Consider the following 24,275-nt stretch of genomic DNA (forward strand, 5'->3'; position numbering starts at 1 on the left):
TTTTTTCTCGACCAGCGAGAGGATCTTGAAAATTGCTGCCTATCACGCCCGAAGACGCAACCCCATTCAGCAATTAACTCAGCCAGTATTGCCAAGCTCGAAAGATTCTTCAAATTTCTAGGTAAGTATCTTTTACAGATAATGTTTTATCAACAACTCGGCCAATTGCACAGCATTCAGCGCGGCGCCTTTTCTCACATTATCAGACGCAATCCACAAATTGAGTTCTGCGGGGTCAGCCAAACCGGCGCGCACGCGACCGACATAGACCACATCCTGCCCCACCGCATCGCCAACCACTGTTGGATAATCGTCCAACTCCACCAACTCCACTGACGGCGCAGCATCCAACGCGGCATAAACCTGCTTGATGTCGATGCTCGATTCAGCCTGAAGCGACACACTCAAACTGTCGCCAAAGAACACCGGAACCTGAATACAAGTCACCGCCACTGGCAGCGTCGGTATAGCCAGCAACTCTTGAAGCTCGGCGGCAATCTGCCGCTCCAGCGCGGAGTGCCCTTCACTGTCGCCCTGCTCAACCTGAGCCAGCACATTGAAAGCCATTTGCCGGTCAAACAGACGAGGTTCAAGTGAACGCCCGTTGAGCAATTCCGCCGTTTGCCGCGCTAACTCCGCGATACCTTCACGCCCTCGACTGGAGACAGCCAGGCAAGCAGTCACCGTAACGCGGCGAATGCTGAGGCTCTCAGGCAAAGCCGCCAGCACAGTTGCCAGCGCAACACCCGGCGCACTTGGGCTGGTCATTAAATATGGCGCAGCCACAGCGGCTAGCACCTGCGCATTAGCTTCAGGCACTACTCGCGGCGCCTGCGCGGCCGGCAAGCCGCTGGCCAAATCAATCACCGCACAACCTGCCGCGCCCGCCTGCAACGCGTACTTCTGCGTCACCTTGCTACCTGCCGCAAAAAACGCCAGGCGCACGCTGGAGAAGTCAAAAGTTTCCAGGTCTTTTACCCGCAGGTTCTTACCCTTATAAGACACAGAACTTCCCGCCGACTCGCCACTGGCGATCACGTGCAAATTAGCCACGGGGAATTCGCGCTCTTCCAGCAATTGCACCAGGGCTTCGCCAACGCTGCCAGTGGCGCCAATTACGGCAATATCAAAGGTACGGGTCATGGTAAAGCTCGCAGAAATAAGCCCAGCACTGTATAGCCGGCCCCACCAAATGCAAAGGAGCGGACTGCTGAGCACTCGATTTGACTCGGATGCCCTGCAGCCCGCTCCTTATTGGCTAGGCAATAAACGCCGCAGCGCCGTGCGATTAACGCTCCAGCAGAATACGCAGCATGCGGCGCAACGGCTCAGCAGCACCCCACAACAACTGGTCGCCAACAGTAAACGCCCCCAGGTACTGCGAGCCCATGTTGAGCTTACGCAGGCGACCGACCGGCACGCTCAGGGTGCCCGTCACAGCGGTTGGGCCCAGCTCACGGATGCTCGCTTCGCGCTGATTCGGCACCAACTTAACCCATGGGTTGTGCTGACTGATCAAACCTTCGATGTCCGACAGCGGTACATCCTTATTCAGCTTGATGGTCAATGCCTGGCTGTGACACCGCATGGCACCGACACGCACGCACAAACCATCGACCGGAATCGGGTTCTTGAAACGACCGAGAATCTTGTTGGTTTCCGCCTGAGCCTTCCACTCTTCACGGCTCTGCCCGTTCGGCAGTTCCTTGTCGATATAAGGAATCAGACTGCCGGCCAACGGCACGCCAAAGTTGTCGACCGGGAAGGACTCACCACGCATGGCCTCGGCAACTTTACGGTCGATATCGAGAATGGCGCTGGCCGGATCCGCTAACTCGTCCGCCACCGCCCCATTGATCGCGCCCATCTGCTTGATCAACTCGCGCATATTCTGCGCGCCAGCGCCGCTCGCGGCCTGGTAGGTCATGGCACTCATCCACTCGACCAAACCAGCCTCGTACAAACCACCCAACGCCATCAGCATTAGGCTAACGGTGCAGTTGCCACCGATGTAGTCCTTGGTACCAGCATCCAGCTGCTGATCGATCACCTTGCGGTTGACCGGATCGAGCACGATCACCGAGCTGTCGCTCATGCGCAACGACGAGGCCGCATCAATCCAATAGCCCTTCCAGCCGGCTTCGCGCAGCTTGGGGAAGACTTCATTGGTGTAGTCGCCACCCTGACAGGTCAGGATCACGTCGAGGCTTTTCAGCTCGTCAATGCTGTAGGCGTCCTGCAAAGGCGCCGTTTCCTTGCCAATCGCCGGGCCTTGGCCGCCGACATTGGAGGTGGTGAAGAATACCGGTTCGATCAAGTCGAAATCCTGCTCTTCCAGCATGCGCTGCATCAGCACGGAGCCGACCATGCCACGCCAACCGATCAGACCTACACGTTTCATAACCACTACACCTATATAAGCTGACCGCCGGAACCGTCCGACGGGTCAGGAAGATTACAGACTGCGTAACGCTTCGACTACTGCATCACCCATTGCGGTAGTGCCGACCTTGGTCGTACCCGCGCTATGGATATCACCGGTGCGCAGGCCCTGATCGAGCACATTGCTCACGGCCAGCTCAATAGCGTCCGCAGCTGCGGCCTCATTGAAGCTGTAACGCAGCATCATCGACACCGACAGAATGGTCGCCAGCGGGTTGGCAATGCCCTGCCCGGCGATATCCGGTGCACTGCCGTGGCACGGCTCATACATGCCTTTATTGTTGGCATCCAGCGAAGCGGACGGCAGCATGCCGATAGAGCCGGTCAGCATGGAAGCCTCATCCGACAGAATGTCACCGAACATATTGTCGGTCACCATCACGTCGAACTGCTTGGGCGCACGCACCAGTTGCATCGCCGCGTTATCCACGTACATGTGGCTGAGCTCGACGTCGGGGTAATCCTTGGCCACTTCAATGACCACGGCGCGCCACAGTTGGCTGGAGGCCAGCACGTTGGCTTTATCCACCGAGCAGAGTTTCTTGCCGCGCACACGGGCCATGTCGAAGCCCACGCGGGCGATCCGGCGGATTTCGCTTTCGCTGTACGGCAGGGTGTCGTAGGCCATGCGCTCGCCGTTTTCCAACACCTTGCTTTCACGCGGGCTGCCGAAGTAGATGCCGCCAGTCAGCTCACGGACGATGAGGATATCCAGGCCGGCAACGATTTCGCGCTTGAGGCTGGAGGCATCGGCCAGTTGCGGATAAAGAATCGCCGGGCGCAGATTGCCGAACAGCCCCAGCTGCGAGCGAATTTTCAGCAGACCGCGCTCCGGGCGAATGGCCGGATCAATGGCATCCCACTTCGGCCCGCCGACGGCGCCAAGCAAAATGGCATCAGCGGCTTTGGCCCGCGCCAGGGTTGCGTCAGCCAGTGGCACGCCGTAACGGTCGATGGCCGCCCCCCCGAGATCATCGAAGCTCAGCTCGACGCCCAGGGTGTACTTATCGTTAGCCAGGTTCAGCACCTTGACCGCTTCGGCCATGATTTCCGGGCCGATACCGTCACCGGGGAGAATCAGAATCTGCTTGCTCATTACATCCCTCATTCTTTGAGTCGGGCTCAACCTATCTGTGGTCGAGCCGATGTCCGGCGGGTTACGGCCTGCGGCCTACCCCACCCTACGAATTATTTGATTGCGCCGAACAGCCACGGGCTGCGCTGCTGATAAGTACTTTCAAAGGTTTTGATCGCGTCACTGTCCTGCAGGGTCAGGCCGATATCGTCCAGACCGTTGAGCAGGCAATGCTTGCGGAAAGCATCGACTTCGAAGCTGTACTGCACACCATCCGGGCGAGTCACGGTTTGTGCGGCCAGATCGACAGTCAGTTGGTAGCCAACCGTGGCTTCAGCCTGCTCGAACAATGCGTCGACCTCGTCTTCCTTGAGGATGATCGGCAGCAGACCGTTCTTGAAGCTGTTGTTGAAGAAAATATCGGCAAAGCTCGGGGCGATGATGGTGCGAAAACCGTACTCTTCCAGCGCCCAGGGCGCGTGCTCGCGGCTCGAACCACAACCGAAGTTCTCCCGCGCCAGCAGCACGCTGGCGCCTTGGTAACGCGGGAAGTTCAGCACGAACTCCTGGTTCACCGGGCGCTTAGAGTTGTCCTGATTCGGTTGACCGACATCGTGGTAGCGCCACTCATCAAACAGGTTAGGGCCGAAGCCTGAGCGCTTGATCGATTTCAAGAACTGCTTAGGGATGATCTGGTCAGTGTCGACGTTGGCGCGATCCAATGGAGCGACCAGGCCGGTGTGTTGAGTAAAAGCTTTCATGGTCGAGTCCTCAGGCCTGAATCAATTCGCGCACATCGATAAAGCGGCCAGTTACGGCAGCAGCGGCAGCCATGGCTGGGCTGACCAGATGGGTACGCCCACCTGCTCCCTGACGGCCTTCGAAGTTACGGTTAGAGGTAGAGGCGCAATGCTCACCGCTGCCGAGTTTGTCCGGGTTCATCGCCAGGCACATGGAGCAGCCCGGCTCGCGCCATTCAAAACCGGCTTCAATAAAGATCTTGTCCAGCCCCTCGGACTCGGCCTGGGCTTTGACCAAACCCGAGCCCGGCACCACCATCGCCTGCTTGATGGTTGCAGCGACCTTGCGGCCCTTGGCCACTTCGGCGGCGGCGCGCAGGTCTTCAATCCGCGAGTTGGTGCAAGAGCCGATAAATACCCGATCCAACTGGATATCGGTAATCGCCTGATTAGCCTGCAAGCCCATGTATTTCAGGGCGCGGGTGATCGAATCCTTCTTCACCGGATCGCTTTCGGCGGCGGGGTCCGGCACGTTCTGATCAACGGCCAACACCATTTCCGGCGAAGTGCCCCAGCTCACCTGCGGCTTGATGTCTTCAGCTTTCAGCTCGACAACAGTATCGAACACCGCATCGGCGTCGGACACCAGGTCCTGCCACTGCGCCACGGCCTTGGCCCAATCGGCACCTTTGGGGGAGAACGGACGGCCTTCGACATAGGCGATGGTTTTCTCATCCACCGCCACCAGGCCCACGCGCGCGCCGGCTTCGATCGACATGTTGCAGATGGTCATGCGCCCTTCCAACGACAGGTCGCGAATGGCGCTACCGGCGAATTCCAACGCATGGCCATTACCGCCCGCGGTGCCGATTTTGCCAATAACAGCCAATACGATGTCCTTGGCGGTGACGCCGAACGGCAGTTGGCCTTCGACCAGCACCTGCATGTTCTTCATCTTCTTGGCCACCAGGCACTGGGTCGCCAACACATGCTCGACCTCGGACGTGCCGATGCCGTGGGCCAACGCGCCAAATGCGCCGTGGGTAGAAGTGTGCGAGTCGCCGCAGACCACGGTCATGCCGGGCAAAGTCGCGCCTTGCTCCGGACCGACCACGTGGACGATGCCTTGGCGCACGTCGTTCATCTTGAATTCGAGGATGCCGAAGTCATCGCAGTTCTCATCCAGGGTTTGCACCTGAATCCGCGACACTTCATCGGCGATGGCCTCCAGGCCGCCCTGGCGCTCGGCCTTGGTGGTCGGTACGTTGTGGTCCGGGGTGGCGATGTTGGCGTCGATGCGCCACGGTTTACGGCCCGCCAGACGCAAGCCCTCAAAGGCCTGCGGCGAGGTCACTTCGTGGAGGATGTGACGATCGATATAGATCAGCGACGAACCATCGTCACGGCGCTTCACTTCGTGCATTTCCCAGAGCTTGTCGTAGAGCGTTTTGCCGGCCATCAGCTTTCCCTCATCAGCATGTTTCTACGCCTGGGCAAATAGCCCTTTGGCTTATGGGGTAATCCTATGGACTTAGAACAAATTACTCAAATTCATATTTTTCATCATATGGATTCCGCCCAGGAATAGAGCTAGATTACAACGCTTACAGCACACCCACTCTGCACACCACCAAGGGCTACTTAATGGATCTCGCCACCCTCAATGCCTTTATTGCCATTGCCGAGCTGGGCAGTTTTTCCGAGGCCGCCGAGCGTTTACACCTGACCCAACCGGCCGTCAGCAAGCGCATCGCCAGCCTGGAGCAGCAGCTCAATGTGCGCCTGTTCGATCGCCTGGGCCGCGAGGTCAGCCTGACCGAAGCAGGTCGTGCGCTGCTGCCGCGCTCTTATCAGATTCTCAATGTGCTGGACGACACTCGCCGCGCATTGACCAACCTAAATGGCGAGATCAGCGGCCGCCTGACCCTGGCCACCAGCCATCACATCGGCCTGCATCGTCTGCCGCCGCTGCTGCGCGCCTTTACTCGGGCACACCCGCAGGTGGCGCTGGACATTCAGTTTCTCGACTCGGAAGTGGCCTATGAAGAGGTGCTGCACGGCCGCGCCGAATTGGCCGTGATCACCCTGGCCCCGGAAACCCGCGAGCCGGTGCATGCAGTCGCCGTGTGGGACGACCCGCTGGACTTTGTTGCCGCCCCCGAGCATGAGCTGGCGCGTAAAGGTGCAATTAGCCTGGCCGATATTGCCCACCACCCGGCGGTATTCCCCGGCGGCAACACCTTTACCCACCATATCGTGCAGCGTCTGTTCGAGGCTCAGGGCCTGACCCCGAATATCGCCATGAGCACCAACTACCTAGAAACCATCAAAATGATGGTTTCCATCGGCCTGGCCTGGAGCGTGCTACCGCGCACCATGCTTGATGACCAAGTCGCGCGCCTGCCATTACCCGGCGTCCAACTGACTCGCCAGCTGGGCTATATCAGCCACACTGAGCGCACGCTGTCGAATGCTGCACGGGCCTTCATGAACCTGCTGGACGCTCAGCGCGATGACCTTGCACTGGCTGGGGACTAACGGCTAACGTGAACAAATAACGATAAGAAAGGGTTCTGCATGACTCAGCCCAACCGCTCGGCCAGCAGCCACGAAACCTACTCATATAAAGGAAGCGTTGGTCGTGGCCAAATCCAGTGATCGCCGTCCACCCTTGCCGTTTATTCCGGCGCTGGACCCTGCCGAATTTGAACGCACATGGAACGACGCGCCACGCCTGCTACGCGCCCTTAATGGCGCAAAACTGGGCGCCTGGTATTGGGACATCGACAGTGGCCGGGTCAGTTGGTCACGCCGCGCGCAGGCCCTGTTCGGCTTCGACCCCAAACACCCCCTGCACAAACAAATCGACTACATCGAGCTAATCCCCGCCGAAGATCGCCCTGAGGTCCTGCAGTTATTCGACCAATTGCTCGCAGGCAACCCGAGCCCACATGCTTTTCGTCACCGTGTCCACTGGCCTGACGGCAGCCTGCACTGGCTAGAGATCAGCGGCAGCCTGCAACTTGATGCTGACGGCAAACAGCGCGTCATGGGGGTCATCCGCGACATCACCAGCCAGCAGGCCCGCGCGCAAGCGCTGCGCAGCAGCGAGGATAAATTCGCCCAAGCCTTCAACTACAGCCCGGACGCCGTAGTCATCACCGACAAAGCCAGCGGCCGCTTTATCGAAGTCAACGCCGGCTTCGAGCAGCAGTTTGGCTGGAGCAGTGAACAAACCATAGGCCGCACCTCCCTGGAAATAGGCATCTGGGCGTCCCTGGAGGATCGTCGACGGATGATGGATGCGATCAGCCATAACAGCCTCAATGGCCTGCAAGTATCGCTTTATCACCGCGACGGCAGCATCCGCAAGAACCTGCTCTTCGGCGGTGAAATACTGTTGCAAGGTGCACCCTGCCTGGTCCTATCGCTGCGTGACATCACCCAGCAATGCGAACAAGAGCAGGCGCTGCGCGACAGCCAGGAGCGCCTGAACCTGGCACTCGACTCAGCTGACCTCGGCACCTGGGACTGGCATATACCCAGCAACATGCTCTTTGGCTCGCCCCGCGCAGCCAAACTCCACGGATTACCGGAGCAGCCGTTCCACGACGATTTCCGTAAATTTTTCAGCTGTGTACCGCTGTCGGACCGTCATGCCATGCGCATGCATTATCAGCAGTTGGCGCAAGGCAGCGCTGATAATTACCAAGTGACTTACCAGGCGATTTATTCCAACCAGGAGGTTCATTACCTCGAAAGCACCGCCAAGCTTTACCGGGATGCTGACGGTAAACCAGTGCGAATGGCGGGCATCCTTATCGATATCAGCGAGCGAGTCCGCCGCGAACAGAGCCTGATTACCTCAGAAGCCAAATTTTCCAGCCTGTTTCAGGCCAGCCCAGATCCAATTGCCCTGACGACTATGCCGGAAGGCGTTGCCCTGGAAATCAACTCAAGCTTTAGTCAGACCTTCGGCTGGCAACCCGACGAAGTAATAGGCCACAGAATGGTCGACCTGAATTTCTGGGCCGACCTCAGCACGCGGGCCGAGCTGTACAGCAAACTGGAGCGTGACCAGAGCTTGCACAATGAGCTGGTGCAGTACCTGGATAAACAAGGCCGAGCGATCACCTGCGTGATCTCCTCACGGCCGGTGCTGCTGAATAAGCAAACCTGCCTGCTTACCACCTTCCGTGATATCAGCGAACGGCAGAAAGCCCAGGCAGAGCTGCAGGCCAGCCAGGAAAAATTCGCCCTGGCATTCCACTCCAGCCCAGATGCCATCACCATCACCGAACGCGACAGCGCCCGCTACATTGAGGTCAATGAAGGATTCTGTCGGCTAAACGGCTACACGGCTGAAGAGGTCATTGGCCGCACAGCGCTAGAAATTAATGTCTGGGCTGACCCATCTGAACGCACTCAAATGCTGGAAATGCTCAAGCGCGACGGGCATGTTCACCGCATGGAGATGCGCGGCAGGCACCGCGATGGGCGAATTAAGCAGGTTGAGGTTTCTGTTGAACCGATCCAGCTCCATAACACCCCCTGCCTGTTGCTGACCGCCCGCGACATCAGCGAACTCAAAGAAGCCCAAGCCCAGGTGCAACATCTGGCTTATCACGACTCACTGACAAATCTGCCCAACCGTGCCCTGCTGCTCGACCGCCTGACTCAGCAGATCGCCTTGCTCAAGCGTCACGATCTGCACGGCGCCCTGCTGTTTATCGACCTTGATCATTTCAAACACATCAATGACTCACTTGGCCACCCGGTCGGTGATGCCGTACTCAAGCTAGTCACCGCACGCCTGGAAGCCAGCGTGCGCCAGGAAGACACGGTGGCGCGACTGGGCGGTGACGAATTTGTCGTGCTGATTTCCGGCCTGGAAGGTAAGCGTTCTGCAGTCCTCAGCCAAGTCCGCAGCGTGGCGGAGAAGCTGCGTAACCTGCTGGCCGAGCCAATGCAGCTCGATGGCCACCAGTTGCAGGTCACACCGAGCATCGGCATCGCCTTAATCCCGGACCACGGCGACACACCCGCTGACCTGCTCAAACGTGCCGACATCGCCCTCTACCGTGCCAAGGACTCAGGGCGTAATACCATCCAACTGTTCCGCAACACCATGCAGAAAGCCGCCAGCGAACGCTTACGCCTGGAAAACGACCTGCGCCTGGCCCTGGCGCGCGGCGAGTTCGAGCTGCACTTCCAACCGCAGGTGGATGCCCGCACCAACCAGATCATCGGCGCAGAAGCCTTGCTGCGCTGGATGCACCCGACACTGGGCGCGCAATCACCGGCGGTGTTTATTCCGATTCTCGAAGAAAGCGGCTTAATTCTCGAAGTCGGTGGCTGGGTGCTCGCCGAAGCCTGTCACGCCTGCGCACAACTGCTCAAGCAAAGCATTATCGACGCGGCGCAGTTCAGCCTGTGTGTGAATATCAGCCCACGACAGTTCCGCCAGGTTGATTTTGTTGAGCGAGTAGAAAGCTGCCTGGCCAGCAGCCACTTGCCGGCGCACATGCTCAAGCTGGAAATCACCGAAGGCATCGTGATCCAGAATATCGACGACACCATCGCCAAGATGAACCGCCTCAAGCGACTCGGCGTGACCTTCGCCATGGACGATTTCGGCACCGGCTACAGCTCGCTGACCTACCTCAAACGCCTGCCGGTGGATGTCCTGAAGATCGACCAATCCTTCGTACGCGACGCCACCTTGGATGCCAACGATGCGGAAATCATCCGCGCCATCGTCGCCATGGCGCATAGCCTAGGGCTGGACATTATTGCCGAGGGGGTTGAGCAGCTTGATCAGCTGGAGTTTCTCCAGCAACAGGGCTGTCATCACTATCAGGGTTACCTGTTCAGCAAAGCGCTACCGCTGCAGTCATTTCACCAATTACTGCACGCCAATCGAATCTCCGCGCCTCGCTAAAACAGCAAGGACACCCGAAGGTGCCCTTGCTTTACACGCGCCTGACAATTAGTGGTTAAGCAGCGTCTGGCTTGCTGCAATCGGAATGCGCTTTGCCTTAGCTTCTTCCGGCACGATGCGCATCAGGTCGATATTCAGCAGACCATTGACCAGGCTAGCTGCCTTGACCTCGATATGGTCGTCCAGGCGGAACGTCAGTTTGAATGCACGCTGAGCAATGCCCTGGTGCAGGTAAGTGACGTTCTCAGCGCCGCTCTCACGCTTGCCACCACTTACGGTCAGTACGCCGCGTTCGACCTGCAGCTCCAGGTCATTTTCCTGGAAGCCCGCCACCGCGACTACGATGCGGTATTGGTCGTCGGCGTGTTTCTCGACGTTGTAGGGTGGATAGCCGCTACCGGTATCGTTGCGCATAGCCGACTCGAACAGATCATTGAATCGGTCGAAACCAACAGACTGACGCAGCAGCGGATTCATCGAAAATCCAGTGTTCATAATCAGACCTCCTGATATTCAGCGAGTGATTAACCCGGGACCCGACTTCGGCATCCCACAATGCTGAAAATAGGGCGACTCAACTCGATTTCAAGCGGCTGAAAAATTTTCTTACAGGGAGAGAAAACGCAATGAGCCAGGTCATGTTGATCACGGGTGCCAGTCGCGGTATCGGTGCCGCTACCGCCAGGCTGGCAGCGGCCCAAGGCTATGCACTGTGCCTGAATTACCGCCAGCAACAGGCCGCGGCTGAGTCGCTGGTTAGCGAGATCACCCAGGCTGGCGGCCAGGCCATTGCCGTGCAGGCCAACGTCGCCGACGAAAGCCAGGTCATGCAGCTGTTCAGCCACCTTGATCGGCAATTTGGCCGCCTCGATGTCTTGGTCAACAACGCCGGCATACTGGAAACCCAAATGCACCTGGAGCAGATGGACCTGGCGCGCTGGCAACGGGTCTTCGCCACCAATGTGTTCGGCAGTTTTCTCTGCTGCCGGGAAGCAATCAAACGCATGTCGACTCGCCAGGGCGGCAAAGGCGGCGCCATCGTCAACCTGTCCTCGGTCGCCGCTCGGCTCGGTGCACCGGGCGAATACATCGACTATGCGGCCGCTAAAGGGGCAATCGACAGCATGACCCTAGGCCTGGCCAAGGAAGTGGCCGCTGAAGGCATTCGCGTCAACGCCGTACGACCAGGAGTGATTGCCACTGAGATTCACGCCAGCGGCGGTGAGCCGGAGCGGGTCGCACGCGTCAGCCAGAGTGTGCCCATGTGCCGCGGCGGCCTGGCCAGTGAAGTGGCCGAGGCGATTCTCTGGCTGGCCAGCAAGCAAGCGTCCTACACCAACGGCGCGCTACTGGATGTCAGCGGCGGACGCTGAATATCAGGCGCTCGCCTGCTGACGCTGCGCTTCAGCAAACTGGATACCGAGCAAGGCATCGATACGCAGGCAATCGTTTTCTCGGCGCAGCAGGCTGAACAGCTCGGTGGCTTCGGGGTAGCTACGGGTGAGCATCGCCAGCCATTGCTTAAGCCGCCCCGGGGCATAGCGCGGTGAAATTTTGCGCCGCGCCTGCAGCCAGAAATCCGCCAGCAGCGGCTGCAATTCGGCCCAGCTCATTTCAACCACGGCCTGCCCGGCCTTGGCAGCAGCAATTTGCCGAGCCAGGTCCGGGCGCGCCACCAGGCCGCGACCGAGCATGATGTCCTCGACCCCACTGACCTCACGGCAACGCCGCCAATCGTCCAGGTTCCAGATATCGCCATTGGCGAACACCGGCACCTTGACCGCCTCCTGCACCCGCGCCACCCACTCCCAGTGCGCCGGTGGCTTGTAGCCTTCGACCTTGGTCCGCGCGTGTACCACGATCTGAGTAGCACCGCCGTCAGCCAGGGCTTGCGCGCACTCCATGGCATCGTCCTTGTGGTCGAAGCCCAGGCGCATTTTCGCCGTCACCGGAATGGCCGCTGGCACCGCGCGCCGTACCTCGCAAACGATGGCATGCAGCAGCTCGGGCTCTTTGAGCAGCACGGCACCACCACGGGACTTGTTCACCGTCTTGGCCGGGCAGCCGAAGTTGAGGTCGATGACCGGCGCACCCAAGGTGCAAGCATAAGCCGCATTATCGGCCAAACAGCTGGGATCAGAGCCCAGGAACTGCACGCGCAGCGGCGTGCCAGCGGCCGTTTGCGCGCCACTGAACAACTCGGGCGCCAGCTTCTGGTAGGTACTGGCCGGCAATACCCGCTCCGTTACCCGGATAAATTCGGTCACGCACCAGTCGATGCCGCCAACCCGGGTCAGCACATCGCGAAGGATTTCGTCGACTAACCCCTCCATCGGGGCCAGGGCGATTTGCATACGTTCAGCTCTCAAAGAAAATCGGGCGCCATGTTTGACGCGGCACAGCAACGACCCGAAGAGGCGGCCGCCATAAAAAACGCCGCGTAGTGTACGCGGCGCAACGAATCAGTAGCCAGGCTTTAGCCCAACGGCGCGTCAAAGCTCCATGGGGAACGCTGGCTGTAACGCCGCCCCGTAGCCTTCAACAAACTCCGCGGGCATGCGCTTGGGCTTGCCACTGGACAGCTCGATGCAGACAAAGGTGGTTTTCGCCCGCAACAGCGTCACACCATCTGCCGGGCGGATCAGCTGAAAACAGCGATCCATCTTCAAGCGCTGATCGGACTCGACAATCCAGGTAGCCATTTGCAGCTGCTGACCCTCATAGGCGCTAGCCAAATAATCGATTTCATGGCGCAGCACGGCCATGGCGCGATCCAAACGGCGGTACTCGGCCAAATCCAGCCCAAGAAACTGCGAATGCCGCCAGGCGCTGCGCTCCAGCCAACTGACATACACCGCATTGTTGGCATGCCCAAGGCCGTCGATATCGTCTGCCGCGACCTCGATATCAATCACAAACGGGTTACTCAAATCCCACATCATGCCGACTGCTCCAGGCTACCCGCCAACGCCCGAGCCTCAGCGGCCAACTGGGTGATTTGGTCCCAGGCACGGGCGCGCACCAGGTTACTGGGCGCAATCCAAGTACCGCCGACGCAAGCCACATTAGGCAAACGCAGAAAGCCCAATAAGTTATCCAGGGTAATCCCCCCGGTTGGACAAAACCGAATACCGGTGAACGGCCCCTTGAAGCTCTTGAGCATTTTGATGCTGGTGGCGCCGTCGGCCGGGAATAGCTTTAGCGAGCGATAACCGTACTCCAGCGCCAGCAGCACTTCGGAGGGGGTCATTACGCCGGGTAAATACGGCAAACCGGAGTCCTCAGCGGCGGCCGCTAGACGCTCCGTGCACCCCGGGCTGACGGCGAACTGCGCACCGGCTTCGCGGGCCTCATTAAACTGCTCGGCATGAATCACCGTGCCGGCGCCAATCAATAGATCCGGCAGCTCCTTGCGCATGGCAGCCAGCGCATCCAGCGCGCGCGGCGTGCGCAGCGTCACTTCCAGCACGCGAATACCACCGGCGTGCAGCGCACGGGCCAAGTCCACCGCCAAGCTGACGTCTTCGATCACCAACACCGGCAAAACCGGGCGGGCCTGTTGCAGCACCGCATCCATCGTCAGGTTCATGCTTTGCTCCCCGCTCTCAAACTCAATCTTCAAATAGGCTGCTGGCACCCTGCTCAGCTGAACCGACCAGGCGGCGCTGGGCGCCAAACATTTCCAGGCCAAAGCCCAATTCCATTTCGTCACTGCTTGCCGCCAAGGGCCGTGCAGCGAGTTGCTGCTCACTCAGCTCTACCTGGAGCAGGCCGTGCTGCGCATCCAGCACCAGCCAGTCGCCATCCTGCAACCGCGCCAGAGCGCCGCCCGCGGCGGCTTCCGGGGTCACATGTAAGGCGGTGGAAACCTGCCCGGAAGCCCCGGACATACGCCCGTCGGTGACCAGCGCGACACGTTGTCCAGCCTGCTGCATATTGGCCAGCAAGGGCATCAGTTTATGCAGCTCGGGCATGCCATTGGCTTGTGGACCTTGGAAGCGCACCACCAGCACCAGGTCGCCTTGCAGTTCACCCGCACTGTAAGCCGCCTGCACCGCCGCTTCCGAATCAAAAATGCGCGCATGAGCGCGAATCTGCCAATAGGCCGGATCCACCGCCGAGGTTTTCAGAATGGCGCGCCCCAGGTTGCCATTCAGCAGCACCAGCCCACCCTCCTCGGCAAACGGCTCAGCCGCTGTACGGACAATGTCGCGCGCCGGGCTCTGCGGCGGCAGCTCGCGCCAAGCCAGGTGCTCGCCGTCCAGCCACGCTTCGCGGGTATAAGCGCGCAAGCCATGCCCGGCGGCAGTGGTTACATCGTCATGCAGCAAGCCTGTGTCGAGTAACTCACGCAGCAACCAGGCAGGGCCACCAGCGGCCTGGAACTGATTCACGTCCGCCGCGCCATTGGGATACACCCGCGCCAACAGCGGCACGACCTTGGACAGCGCGGCAAAGTCATCCCAACTCAGCTCATAACCGGCCGCGCGGGCAATGGCCGGCAGGTGCAAGGTGTGATTGGTCGAGCCGCCGCTGGCGAGCAAAGCCACCACAGCATTGATCAGCGCCCGCGCATCAATCTGCTGACCGACCGGCAGGTAGCGCTCACCCTGGCGGCTGTTATGCGCCACCAAGCGTGCAGCCTCATCGGTCAGGGCATCGCGCAATGGCGTGTAAGGGTGAACAAAGGCACTGCCCGGCACATGCAGCCCCATGGCCTCCATCAGCAACTGGTTGGTATTGGCCGTGCCATAAAAAGTACAGGTCCCTGCCTGGTGGTAGGCCGCCAGCTCAGCAGTCAGCAACTCATCACGGCTGGCTTCACCGCGGGCGAAGCGCTGGCGTACGGCGGCTTTTTCTTTATTTGGCAGGCCAGAATGCATAGGCCCAGCAGGGACGAACACAGCTGGTAGATGACCAAAATGCAGCGCGCCGATCAGCAGCCCGGGGACGATCTTGTCACACACCCCGAGGTACAACGCGCCGTCGAAGATGCCATGGGTCAGGCCTATGGCAGTAGCCTGGGCAATCAGATCGCGAGAAAACAGCGACAGCTGCATGCCCCCCTCGCCCTGAGTGATGCCATCACACATGGCCGGCACACCGGCCGCAAATTGCGAAGTCGCACCGGCTCTGGCCAGCGCCACCTTCAGGCGCTCGGGATAATCCTTGAGCGGCGCATGGGCCGAGAGCAGGTCGTTGTAACTGGAAATGATCGCCACATGCGGCGAACCACCCTGCTTCATGATCAGCTTGGCGTCATCGGGTTGCGCAGCCAGGGCATGGGCCAAATTTGAGCAACCCAACGCCTGATGCGCAGTGCGCCCTGCCGCCTGCGCCAGGCGCTGCAAATAGCGCTGGCGACGTTTCGCCGAGCGCAGCTCCAAGGCGGCGGTAACCTGCTCAACAACCGGATGCAACATGACGGCTCCCTTTATCTGCGAGGTACAAGCCTGCAGTGTAACGGCTCAAGGTGCCCAGTAGATGTTTACCGGCATGGGGCTGCACTGCAGCCAGGCATATAGAGGCAGATCCTGAGCCGCAGATTCATCCGCCAACACAGCGTCAATTAATTCGCGCTTACGCTCGCCAAACGCCAGCAAACCCAACCATTGCCCACGCTGCAGCATGGCCAGGTTCAGCGATAAGCGCTCACTGGGCGCTTGTGGCGCCTGCGCTGGCAACGCCGCCGGTTCAGCAGCCGGGTCGAGTGCCGCCGCCAGCCCCGGCATGCTGGGAAACAACGAAGCGATATGACCGTCCTCGCCCATACCCAGCAGTACCGCGCTAAATGGATGCCACTGCTTCAACTGCTCGCCCCACGCTAACGCCGCCTGGGTCAGCGTGGCACCCTGGCGCGGGTCAAGGCAGTGGGCTTCAGGTAACCCCTGCTGCAACAATTTCCAATTGCTCTCGGCCGCCTGCGCCGGCACCCAGCGCTCATCACTGGGGCTGAGGTCGATACGTCTTCCATCCAGCTGCTGCGCCAGCAACGGCAGCAACGCCTGCGGGCTGCTACCGCCGGGCAGCACCAACCCAGCACGCGACTGCGTCGCCAAGGTGGCCTGAACTTGCGTCGACAGATCGAGGGCCAGCGCTTGCAAACAAACATTGCGCTCGGCATAGCAATGCAACAAATTACAGCCCATAAGTAACCTCATCTAAGCTATCGACCTGTCATAAGCCCACGCAATAATGCACCTTTTGCAGTAGTAGCCAACGCTCTTGCCATGAGAAATCTGTTTTGAATGTGTTGCTGCGCGTCCTTTTAATGTTGCTGCTGCCGACATTGGCTCAGGCCACAAGCCTGCCTCTGACAGCGAGCAACTCGCAGCTACTGCCCGGCCCCAGCATGCAAGTCTGGGTAGACCCTGAGGGCACGGCAGACATAAACAGCGTTCGCCAGCTCCCAGCCTCGGCCTGGCAACCGGTGGCGCGCCGCGATGCCAGCTTCGGCTACAGCCAATACGCTTACTGGCTGCGCGTCAGCCTGCAAAACCCTAGCGATGAGGCGATCAACTGGGTCTTACTGATCGGCAATCCGCTGCTTGATCGGCTAGATGCTTACGGGCTCGACGGCGACCGCGTTTATCAAGCCGGTGATCAACGACCCTTTCACCAGCGCTGGATCGATAACCGCCAACTGGTGCTGCCATTCAGCCTGGCAGCCGGGGAACAGCGCGAGCTCATACTGCGCATGCAGACTGACGGCGCGGCCAATCTCAGTGCCAGCTTGATGAGCGCGGAAGCCTTCAACCACCACGAACAACGCATGCTCCTGCTGCAAGGGCTGTTTTTTGGCGCCCTGCTGGTCATGCTGATCTACAACCTGTCGATCTTTAGCATCACCCGTGATCGCAACTACCTCTGGTACAGCCTGTTTGTCGCCAGCTTTAGCGTCTATCAGTTTATTCAGCTGGGATTTGCCTTTCAGTGGCTTTGGCCAAACTCGCTGGCCTGGCAGCAGCTGAGTTTCCCCCTCAGCTCAGGCCTGGCCACCCTGTTCGGCATTTGTTTCACCTACGGCATTCTCGACCTTAAGAGCCAGCCCCCCGCCTACACCTGGATCAGTCGCACCTTACAGGGCTGCAGCCTACTGGTAATGGCGCTGGCCCTAACTGCGCCTTACCAAGTGGCACTGTTCGGTAGCTTTGCACTGCTAATCGTCTGCGCGATTGCCGGCTGCATCATCACCGCACTGCGCTGGCGCGCAGGTTATGCGCAGGCCAAATTGTTTGCCCTCGGCTGGTCAGCACTGGTTATCGCCAGCCTGTTTAGCGTACTCAGCGGCACAGGGGTGATTGCTAACTCACTGCTGACGCTGCACGCCCAGCAGATCGGCAGCCTGCTGGAGCTGGTGATTTTCTCGATCGCCCTAGGCTCTCGTATTCGCCAAGCCCAGAACGATTACCAACTGGCCCAGGTACGCCTGTTTGCCAAAGAGCATCAGCTGCGCATGGAGCAAGCCAAAAGTCTGAACTTGCAACGACAGATCAATGAAGGTCTCGAGGCCCGCGTACAGGAGCGCACGGCCTCGCTGGAGCAGGTCCTAAACGAGCTTTCAACGGCCAACCAGCAGCTGGCAGAACTCAGCCGTCGCGACAATCTTACCGGGCTGTTCAATCGTCAGGTACTCAACGAAGAACTGGAGCGCATGCTCGCGCAGGCCAAACGCAGCCGGCAGTCGATCGCCGTATTGATGATGGATTTGGATCACTTTAAACAGGTCAACGACCGCTACGGCCACCTGCTTGGCGACGCCTGCCTACAGCACGCCGCCCAGCGCATGCAGCAGCGCATGCGCGGCAACGACCTGCTGGTTCGCTTCGGCGGCGAAGAATTTGCAGTGGTGCTCGGTGATACGGATCTGTTCGGCGCGATGGATCTGGCTGAGCAGTTGCGTGAGGACCTGGATACTCATCCGTGCCAGCAACATGGGCTGAGCATTAGCCTTAGCCTGAGCATTGGCGTCTACGCGCTGATCCCAGATGCCACGTGCAGTCGCGAACACTTGCTGCAGCAGGCCGACCAGGCGCTTTACCGGGCCAAAGCCGCCGGGCGCAACCAAGTCATCGGCCAGGAAAGCAATGCACTGGATGACGCCTGAAACTTATAGCGCTCGCACTTCAGCGCTGCTAACGACAAGCCCACAGAGAACGCGGCACACACAACCAAACGGCGTAAGGAATTAAGCCCGTGCGGCACACACTCAATCTCTCGCCGCGCAGATTTATCAGGCGCTAGAAAAACAAAAGGGCCATTCAGTTAAGAATGACCCTTCAAAGTCCCGCAAAGCGGGCAAAAATGGCGTCCCCTAGGGGACTCGAACCCCTGTTACCGCCGTGAAAGGGCGGTGTCCTAGGCCACTAGACGAAGGGGACGAAACCTTCGAAAAACAAGGCCAGCTTTACGCTGGCCCGTGGCAGTGTAGTTACTGCTTTAAATTGGTGGAGATAAACGGGATCGAACCGTTGACCTCTTGCATGCCATGCAAGCGCTCTCCCAGCTGAGCTATACCCCCAGATTTATCGCCTCTCGGCTCACAGCCCAAACTAGCACTGCTTTTTGAAACTGGCGTCCCCTAGGGGACTCGAACCCCTGTTACCGCCGTGAAAGGGCGGTGTCCTAGGCCACTAGACGAAGGGGACGTAACCCTTCTAAAAACAACCAGCTACTGGAGCTGATTGTGGCAAGCCTTTCGGCTTTGAAGATGGTGGAGCTAAACGGGATCGAACCGTTGACCTCTTGCATGCCATGCAAGCGCTCTCCCAGCTGAGCTATAGCCCCATCTCAAGGACGGGGCGCATGTTAAGAGCGCACCCCGCCTCTGTCAACATTATTTTTACTAACAAGCCTATTTTTTATGCTGACAGAACAACCACTTACCCAATCCCGGCCGGCTTATACAAAACCGACAAGCGGTACACAGCAATCAGGCGATGCTGGCCAGCAGCTTTTCCCACTCTTTATTTTCTTTCTTCGACACACCACCGAGCAGCTCAATGGCCTGACGCAGACGGAAGCGGGTTAGGTCCGGACCAAGGATTTCCATGGCGTCGAGCACCGACACAGAGCTGGCCTGGCCTGTAATCGCGGCAAACATCAGCGGCATGGCGTCGCGCAGCTTCAGCTCCAGGTGTTCAACCACGGCCTGAATGCAGCCAGTGATCTGGTCTTTTTCCCACTGGCGCAGCGCTTCAAGCTTCCACAGAATCAACTGCATCACCTGACGCACCTGGTCGGCCGAGAGTTTTTTGTGCGCGAACAGTGCGGCATCTGGCGCTACGCCACCGGCGAAGAAGAAACTGGCCAGCGGGGCAATCTGGCTGAAGATTTCCACCCGACCCTGCACGTGCGGCGCAATCTGCATCAGGTAATCGCTGTTGAAGGCCCACTTCTGCGCGCCGGCGGCAAACTCTTCAACGCTCAGCTCACGCATCCACTGACCATTGAGCCAGGACAACTTCTCCAGATCGAAGATCGGACCGCCCAGGGAGACCCGGTTGATATCGAAGTGTTCGACCATCTCGTCGAGGCTGAACTTCTCGCGCTCGTCGGGCATCGACCAGCCCATACGCCCGAGGTAGTTGAGCATCGCCTGCGGCAGGTAGCCCATACGCTCGTAGAAGGTGATCGAGGTCGGGTTCTTGCGCTTGGACAGCTTGCTCTTGTCCGGATTACGCAGCAGCGGCATGTAGCACAGCTGCGGCTTATCCCAACCGAAGTATTCGTACAGCAGAATCAGCTTGGGCGCCGATGGCAGCCACTCTTCGCCACGCAGTACGTGGGTGATGCCCATCAGGTGGTCATCGACCACGTTGGCCAGGAAGTAGGTCGGCAGGCCATCGGTCTTCATCAGCACCTGCATGTCCATGCGGTCCCACGGGATCTCCACTTCACCACGCAGCATGTCCGGCACCACGCACACGCCGTTAGTCGGCACCTTCATGCGCACTACGTTCGGCTCATTGGCTGCCAGGCGCTGCTGCACCTCAGCGGCCGACAGGCTCATGCAATGGCCGTCATAACGTGGCGTCTGCTTGGCTTCCATTTGCTCGGCACGGACCTTGTCCAAGCGTTCGGCACTGCAGAAACAGTGGAAAGCATGGCCTTTTTCCACCAGCTCGGCGCTGTACTTCTGGTAGATGTGACCGCGCTCGCTCTGCCGATACGGGCCGTGCGGGCCACCGACATCCGGACCTTCGCTCCACTCGATACCCAACCAGCGCAGGGCGTCGTAAATCTGCTGTTCCGACTCACGGGTCGAACGCACCTGGTCGGTATCTTCGATGCGCAGGATAAATTCGCCACCGTGCTGACGGGCAAAGCACAGGTTGAATAGGGCGATATAGGCGGTGCCTACGTGCGGATCACCAGTGGGCGACGGCGCGATACGGGTACGAACGGTGGTCATGGCAGCTCTCAGAGGAATGTGCAACGGGCAATCATTTCAAGGGCGCGATATTAACAGGCTGGCCGCCGCTGGCTCCAGCAACCGGCCATCTGATAGCGGCAAACTGGCCATCAGGAAATCCAGAAAGGTTTTCACCTTCATGGCCTGGAAGCGCCGTGAAGGATAGACCGCATACAACTCACCGACAGGCAGGCAGGCTTCTGGCAATAGCTCAATCAAGCGGCCTTCTGCCACCGCCAGCGCGGTGATCATCACCGGTAGACCGGCAATCCCTGCGCCCGCCAGCGCTGCTTCACGGGCAAAGGTGATGTTGTTGCACGCCAATGCGCGCTGACAGGCAATACTTTCACCCAGCAACGGCCAATAACGCGGCGAGTCATTGGGCAACACAATCGCCCGATGCCCCAGCAACTCACCCGTCGCCCGTGGCGTACCGTGCAAGGCCAGGTAGTCGGGACTGGCATGTAACCGACGGCGGGTCTCAAAGAGCTTGCGCGCGATCAGCGTGGAGTCCTGCGGCTGACCGACCAGAATGGCGATATCCACGCCCTCCTCAACCGGATCGACATGCCGCGAGGTTAGCTCCACTTCAGCATTGATCTGCGGATACAGGCGCATGAAATCGCCCAGCACGCGCCCAAGAAACAACTGACCAAACTCAATCGGCGCGGTAATGCGCAACAAGCCGGAAGGCTCCTGCTGCAGTTGCATCACCGCCTGCTCGGCTTCGGCAAAGTCGAGCATGATCTGCCGACACCGCTCGTAATAGGCCTGCCCCACCTCGGTCAGACGTAATTTTCGCGTGGTGCGATTGATCAACCGCACCCCAAGGCGCTCTTCCAGCAAGGCGATACGCCGGCTGACGGTCGATTTCTGCATACCCAGCCCCTGCGCTGCCAGGGTGAAACTGTGACACTCGACCACCCGCGTAAAGATCAGCGCATCATCCAAGCCCATGATTGTTCCCTATAAGCAACAAAGTTTATGAAGTCTAACGACTACAGGCGCTAAAGGAACACTGGTAAATTTGCTTACACTTTTGCCCGAGCCTCGAGCGCACGCTATGCCCGCCCAACTTAAACGCCGCCTGTACATCTTCCTGACCATTCTCGCCCTGATTGCCGCCGCTCTATTCGGCCACTGGCTGCTGATCGGGCGTTACCTCGAAAGCACCGACAACGCCTACGTTCAAGGGGAAATCACTCGCGTATCCAGCCAACTTGGCGCCCGCATTGAGCAAGTGCTGGTGCAGGACAATCAGTACGTTGAAAAAGGCGAGTTGCTATTGGTGCTGGAAAGCGCTGATTTTGAGTTGGCCAAGCAACGCGCTATCGCCACCCTGGCGACCCACGAAGCCGAACTCAGCCAGGCGCGCAGCACGCTGGAGCAACAAGCCAGCCTGATTGCTGCCAGCCAAGCCGATGTTTCGGCTAGCGAAGCCACCCTGGGGCGTACGCAGATTGATCTTTCCCGCGCCCAAGCCCTGCGCAAGCCAGGCTTCGTCTCCGAAGAGCGCGTGACCACCCTGGCCGCCGACAGCCGCATCGCCCGCTCGCAGGTCAGCAAAGCCCAGGCTGACCTGCAAGCCCAGCGCCTGCAGGTCAACACCCTCAATGCCGAGATCAAGCGCCTGCAAGCACAGATCTCCAGCGCCCGCAGCGACCTGGCGCAAGCCGAGCTGAACCTCACACGCACGCAGATTCACGCCCCGATCAGCGGTTTTATCGGTCAGCGCGCCGCACGTAACGGCCAAGTCGTCCAGGCCGGCGCTTACCTGTTGTCGCTGGTGCCGGATCAGGACATCTGGATTCAAGCCAACTTCAAGGAAACCCAGATCGGCCGCATGCGCCCCGGGCAGAGCGCCGAACTGACCTTCGACAGTTATCCCGATACGCCTATCGAAGCGCGGGTAGAGAGCCTGTTCGCGGCGTCCGGCGCACAGTTCAGCCTGTTACCGCCGGACAATGCCACCGGCAACTTCACCAAGGTGGTGCAACGCATCCCGGTGAAACTGACGTTCGCCGCAGACAACCCGCTCAAAGGCTTGATCCGTCCAGGCATGTCGGTCGAAGTCACCATCGATATCAACGACAACGCTCGCCATGGCGGCTGATGCCCTGCTTCGCCCCACAGGCGAACCGAGCCGGCGTGACTGGATTGCGGTGATGAGCGCCATGCTCGGCGCATTCATGGCCGTACTGGACATCCAGATCACCAACTCCTCCCTCAAGGACATCCAGGGCGCCCTGTCGGCCACCCTGGAAGAAGGCTCGTGGATTTCCACCTCCTATCTGGTCGCGGAAATCATCATGATCCCGCTCACCGCCTGGCTGGTGCAGTTGCTCTCGGCGCGGCGCCTGGCGGTGTGGGTATCCGTCGGCTTTCTGTTCTCCTCGCTCCTTTGCTCGCTGGCCTGGAGCCTGGAGAGCATGATCGTCTTCCGCGCCATGCAGGGCTTTACCGGCGGCGCGCTGATCCCGCTGGCGTTTACCCTGACGCTGATCAAACTGCCCGAGCATCACCGTGCCAAGGGCATGGCGCTGTTTGCCCTGACCGCCACCTTCGCGCCGTCAATCGGCCCCACACTTGGCGGCTGGCTGACCGAAAACTTCGGCTGGGAATACATCTTCTACATCAACGTGCCGCCGGGCCTGCTGATGATTGCCGGGTTGATGTATGGCCTGGAAAAGAAAGCCCCACACTGGGAAATGCTCAAGAAAACCGACTATGCCGGCATCCTCACCCTGGGCCTCGGGCTCGGCTGCCTGCAGGTGTTTCTCGAAGAGGGGCATCGCAAGGATTGGCTAGAGTCCAGCCTGATCAGCGGCCTGGGCAGTGTGGCGGCGATCAGCCTGGTGCTGTTTTTCATCCTGCAGACATCCAGACCCAACCCACTGATCAACCTCGGCGTGCTGCGCGAGCGCAACTTTGGCCTGTCGAGTATTTCCAGCGTCGGCCTCGGCATGGGCCTGTATGGCTCAATCTATGTGCTGCCGTTGTACCTGGCGCAGATTCAGGGCTACAACGCCCTACAGATTGGCGAAGTAATCATGTGGATGGGCGTACCGCAGTTGTTCCTGATCCCCTTTGTGCCACTGATGATGAAAAAGATCTCACCGAAGTGGCTCTGTGCCATTGGCTTTGGCCTGTTCGGCGGCGCCAGCTTCCTCTCGGGCGTACTCAATCCGGACTTTGCCGGCGAGCAGTTCAACCACATCCAGATCATCCGCGCACTCGGCCAGCCCTTGGTGATGGTGACCATCTCACTGATCGCCACCGCCTATGTGATGCCGCAGGATGCTGGCTCGGCTTCCAGCCTGTTCAACATTCTGCGCAACCTTGGCGGCGCCATCGGTATCGCCCTCCTCGCCACCCTGCTCGACAGCCGCGCCAAGGTGTATTTCGATTACCTGCGCGAGTCGCTGGTACCGAGCAATCCGCAGGTCGCCGAGCGCCTGGCACTGCTAACCGAGAAGCTTGGCAGCGAGCAGGCGGCCCTGGCCAAGCTCAGCGAAATCACCCATCAGCAGGCAGCGATCATGGCCTACAATGACGCCTTCCATTGCATTGGCATCGCCCTCGGCATCAGCATGCTCGCCGTGCTACTGACCCGTAAGTTGCCTGCCGGCGCCACAGGTGGTGCCGCTCACTAATCCATACCCT

The 24,275-nt window shown here is 59.5% G+C and carries 19 protein-coding genes and 4 tRNA genes; 6 read left to right on the forward strand and 17 right to left on the reverse strand.

Annotated elements, in window-relative coordinates:
* Window positions 1–132 precede the first annotated feature (132 nt).
* From SOP97_RS00910 to leuC, 5 genes are all read right to left on the reverse strand, one after another.
* Entirely contained in the window at window positions 133–1,143 is a 1,011-nt protein-coding gene (locus tag SOP97_RS00910; protein ID WP_274087907.1) for an aspartate-semialdehyde dehydrogenase, read from the reverse strand.
* 145 nt (window positions 1,144–1,288) lie between these two features.
* Entirely contained in the window at window positions 1,289–2,401 is a 1,113-nt protein-coding gene (asd, locus tag SOP97_RS00915) for an aspartate-semialdehyde dehydrogenase (RefSeq protein ID WP_322947726.1), read from the reverse strand.
* A 54-nt stretch (window positions 2,402–2,455) separates the two neighbouring features.
* Window positions 2,456–3,538 carry a 3-isopropylmalate dehydrogenase gene (gene leuB, locus SOP97_RS00920; RefSeq protein WP_322947728.1) on the reverse strand — a complete coding sequence of 361 codons (1,083 nt, stop codon included), beginning with the start codon at window positions 3,536–3,538 and terminating at the stop codon, window positions 2,456–2,458.
* Window positions 3,539–3,630: 92 nt separating this feature from the next.
* Window positions 3,631–4,278 (reverse strand): 3-isopropylmalate dehydratase small subunit, encoded by a 648-nt coding sequence (leuD, locus tag SOP97_RS00925; RefSeq protein WP_322947730.1) that lies wholly within the window; start codon window positions 4,276–4,278, stop codon window positions 3,631–3,633.
* A 10-nt stretch (window positions 4,279–4,288) separates the two neighbouring features.
* Window positions 4,289–5,716, reverse strand: coding sequence for a 3-isopropylmalate dehydratase large subunit (leuC, locus tag SOP97_RS00930; protein ID WP_322947732.1), 1,428 nt, complete (start codon window positions 5,714–5,716; stop codon window positions 4,289–4,291).
* A 185-nt stretch (window positions 5,717–5,901) separates the two neighbouring features.
* Between leuC and SOP97_RS00935 the strand changes: the two genes are divergently transcribed.
* The gene (locus SOP97_RS00935; protein ID WP_322947734.1) at window positions 5,902–6,795 is read left to right on the forward strand and encodes a LysR family transcriptional regulator; all 894 of its coding nucleotides are present in this window, start codon (window positions 5,902–5,904) and stop codon (window positions 6,793–6,795) included.
* Window positions 6,796–6,898: 103 nt separating this feature from the next.
* Complete coding sequence (locus tag SOP97_RS00940) at window positions 6,899–10,198, forward strand: sensor domain-containing protein (RefSeq protein WP_322947736.1); 3,300 nt, start codon at window positions 6,899–6,901, stop codon at window positions 10,196–10,198.
* 48 nt (window positions 10,199–10,246) lie between these two features.
* On the opposite strand, the gene SOP97_RS00945 is transcribed toward SOP97_RS00940, so the two are convergent.
* Window positions 10,247–10,693: an Hsp20 family protein gene (locus tag SOP97_RS00945; RefSeq protein ID WP_322947738.1), complete on the reverse strand. Its 447-nt coding sequence runs from the start codon at window positions 10,691–10,693 to the stop codon at window positions 10,247–10,249.
* Between the two features lie 131 nt (window positions 10,694–10,824).
* Between SOP97_RS00945 and SOP97_RS00950 the strand changes: the two genes are divergently transcribed.
* Window positions 10,825–11,571 carry an SDR family oxidoreductase gene (locus SOP97_RS00950; RefSeq protein ID WP_322947740.1) on the forward strand — a complete coding sequence of 249 codons (747 nt, stop codon included), beginning with the start codon at window positions 10,825–10,827 and terminating at the stop codon, window positions 11,569–11,571.
* 3 nt (window positions 11,572–11,574) lie between these two features.
* On the opposite strand, the gene SOP97_RS00955 is transcribed toward SOP97_RS00950, so the two are convergent.
* The 5 genes from SOP97_RS00955 to SOP97_RS00975 form a co-directional block, all read right to left on the reverse strand.
* A complete protein-coding gene (locus SOP97_RS00955; protein ID WP_322947743.1) occupies window positions 11,575–12,552 on the reverse strand; it encodes a tRNA dihydrouridine synthase in 978 nt (325 codons plus the stop codon).
* Window positions 12,553–12,690: 138 nt separating this feature from the next.
* Window positions 12,691–13,140: an acyl-CoA thioesterase gene (locus SOP97_RS00960; RefSeq protein WP_274087897.1), complete on the reverse strand. Its 450-nt coding sequence runs from the start codon at window positions 13,138–13,140 to the stop codon at window positions 12,691–12,693.
* Window positions 13,137–13,787, reverse strand: coding sequence for a bifunctional 4-hydroxy-2-oxoglutarate aldolase/2-dehydro-3-deoxy-phosphogluconate aldolase (locus tag SOP97_RS00965; protein ID WP_322947746.1), 651 nt, complete (start codon window positions 13,785–13,787; stop codon window positions 13,137–13,139). Before SOP97_RS00965 ends, SOP97_RS00960 begins: the two co-directional genes overlap by 4 nt.
* A gap of 22 nt (window positions 13,788–13,809) precedes the next feature.
* Window positions 13,810–15,618 (reverse strand): phosphogluconate dehydratase, encoded by a 1,809-nt coding sequence (gene edd / locus SOP97_RS00970; protein ID WP_322948010.1) that lies wholly within the window; start codon window positions 15,616–15,618, stop codon window positions 13,810–13,812.
* Between the two features lie 48 nt (window positions 15,619–15,666).
* Window positions 15,667–16,347 (reverse strand): 6-phosphogluconolactonase, encoded by a 681-nt coding sequence (locus tag SOP97_RS00975; protein WP_322947748.1) that lies wholly within the window; start codon window positions 16,345–16,347, stop codon window positions 15,667–15,669.
* A 203-nt stretch (window positions 16,348–16,550) separates the two neighbouring features.
* Between SOP97_RS00975 and SOP97_RS00980 the strand changes: the two genes are divergently transcribed.
* Window positions 16,551–18,305 (forward strand): sensor domain-containing diguanylate cyclase, encoded by a 1,755-nt coding sequence (locus SOP97_RS00980; RefSeq protein ID WP_322947750.1) that lies wholly within the window; start codon window positions 16,551–16,553, stop codon window positions 18,303–18,305.
* Between the two features lie 198 nt (window positions 18,306–18,503).
* Here SOP97_RS00980 and SOP97_RS00985 read toward each other — a convergent pair.
* The 6 genes from SOP97_RS00985 to SOP97_RS01010 form a co-directional block, all read right to left on the reverse strand.
* Window positions 18,504–18,579 (reverse strand) — tRNA-Glu (locus SOP97_RS00985).
* A gap of 64 nt (window positions 18,580–18,643) precedes the next feature.
* Window positions 18,644–18,719: transfer RNA gene (locus SOP97_RS00990), tRNA-Ala, on the reverse strand.
* A gap of 51 nt (window positions 18,720–18,770) precedes the next feature.
* Window positions 18,771–18,846 (reverse strand) — tRNA-Glu (locus SOP97_RS00995).
* Between the two features lie 63 nt (window positions 18,847–18,909).
* A tRNA-Ala gene (locus SOP97_RS01000) sits at window positions 18,910–18,985 on the reverse strand.
* Between the two features lie 145 nt (window positions 18,986–19,130).
* Window positions 19,131–20,612 carry a glutamate--tRNA ligase gene (gene gltX, locus SOP97_RS01005; protein ID WP_322947752.1) on the reverse strand — a complete coding sequence of 494 codons (1,482 nt, stop codon included), beginning with the start codon at window positions 20,610–20,612 and terminating at the stop codon, window positions 19,131–19,133.
* A gap of 36 nt (window positions 20,613–20,648) precedes the next feature.
* Window positions 20,649–21,569 (reverse strand): LysR family transcriptional regulator, encoded by a 921-nt coding sequence (locus SOP97_RS01010; RefSeq protein WP_322947754.1) that lies wholly within the window; start codon window positions 21,567–21,569, stop codon window positions 20,649–20,651.
* A 106-nt stretch (window positions 21,570–21,675) separates the two neighbouring features.
* Here SOP97_RS01010 and SOP97_RS01015 point away from each other — a divergent pair, with 106 nt between their 5' ends.
* Window positions 21,676–22,725, forward strand: a complete 1,050-nt coding sequence (locus tag SOP97_RS01015) for an HlyD family secretion protein (RefSeq protein ID WP_322947756.1) — start codon at window positions 21,676–21,678, stop codon at window positions 22,723–22,725.
* Window positions 22,715–24,265, forward strand: a complete 1,551-nt coding sequence (locus tag SOP97_RS01020) for an MDR family MFS transporter (RefSeq protein WP_459349889.1) — start codon at window positions 22,715–22,717, stop codon at window positions 24,263–24,265. The genes SOP97_RS01015 and SOP97_RS01020 overlap by 11 nt, the downstream gene beginning before the upstream one ends.
* Window positions 24,266–24,275 lie beyond the last annotated feature (10 nt).

The organism is Pseudomonas spirodelae (assembly GCF_034653255.1).
GTDB classification, from domain to species: Bacteria; Pseudomonadota; Gammaproteobacteria; order Pseudomonadales; family Pseudomonadaceae; genus Aquipseudomonas; species Aquipseudomonas spirodelae.

Coding starts and splice junctions, on each gene's coding strand:
- SOP97_RS00910 (WP_274087907.1), bottom strand. CDS start 1,143: ATGACCCGTACCTTTGATATTGCCGTAATTGGCGCCACTGGCAGCGTT.
- asd (WP_322947726.1), bottom strand. CDS start 2,401: ATGAAACGTGTAGGTCTGATCGGTTGGCGTGGCATGGTCGGCTCCGTG.
- leuB (WP_322947728.1), bottom strand. CDS start 3,538: ATGAGCAAGCAGATTCTGATTCTCCCCGGTGACGGTATCGGCCCGGAA.
- leuD (WP_322947730.1), bottom strand. CDS start 4,278: ATGAAAGCTTTTACTCAACACACCGGCCTGGTCGCTCCATTGGATCGC.
- leuC (WP_322947732.1), bottom strand. CDS start 5,716: ATGGCCGGCAAAACGCTCTACGACAAGCTCTGGGAAATGCACGAAGTG.
- SOP97_RS00935 (WP_322947734.1), top strand. CDS start 5,902: ATGGATCTCGCCACCCTCAATGCCTTTATTGCCATTGCCGAGCTGGGC.
- SOP97_RS00945 (WP_322947738.1), bottom strand. CDS start 10,693: ATGAACACTGGATTTTCGATGAATCCGCTGCTGCGTCAGTCTGTTGGT.
- SOP97_RS00950 (WP_322947740.1), top strand. CDS start 10,825: ATGAGCCAGGTCATGTTGATCACGGGTGCCAGTCGCGGTATCGGTGCC.
- SOP97_RS00955 (WP_322947743.1), bottom strand. CDS start 12,552: ATGCAAATCGCCCTGGCCCCGATGGAGGGGTTAGTCGACGAAATCCTT.
- SOP97_RS00960 (WP_274087897.1), bottom strand. CDS start 13,140: ATGATGTGGGATTTGAGTAACCCGTTTGTGATTGATATCGAGGTCGCG.
- SOP97_RS00965 (WP_322947746.1), bottom strand. CDS start 13,787: ATGAACCTGACGATGGATGCGGTGCTGCAACAGGCCCGCCCGGTTTTG.
- SOP97_RS00975 (WP_322947748.1), bottom strand. CDS start 16,347: ATGGGCTGTAATTTGTTGCATTGCTATGCCGAGCGCAATGTTTGTTTG.
- SOP97_RS00980 (WP_322947750.1), top strand. CDS start 16,551: ATGCAAGTCTGGGTAGACCCTGAGGGCACGGCAGACATAAACAGCGTT.
- gltX (WP_322947752.1), bottom strand. CDS start 20,612: ATGACCACCGTTCGTACCCGTATCGCGCCGTCGCCCACTGGTGATCCG.
- SOP97_RS01010 (WP_322947754.1), bottom strand. CDS start 21,569: ATGGGCTTGGATGATGCGCTGATCTTTACGCGGGTGGTCGAGTGTCAC.
- SOP97_RS01015 (WP_322947756.1), top strand. CDS start 21,676: ATGCCCGCCCAACTTAAACGCCGCCTGTACATCTTCCTGACCATTCTC.
- SOP97_RS01020 (WP_459349889.1), top strand. CDS start 22,715: ATGGCGGCTGATGCCCTGCTTCGCCCCACAGGCGAACCGAGCCGGCGT.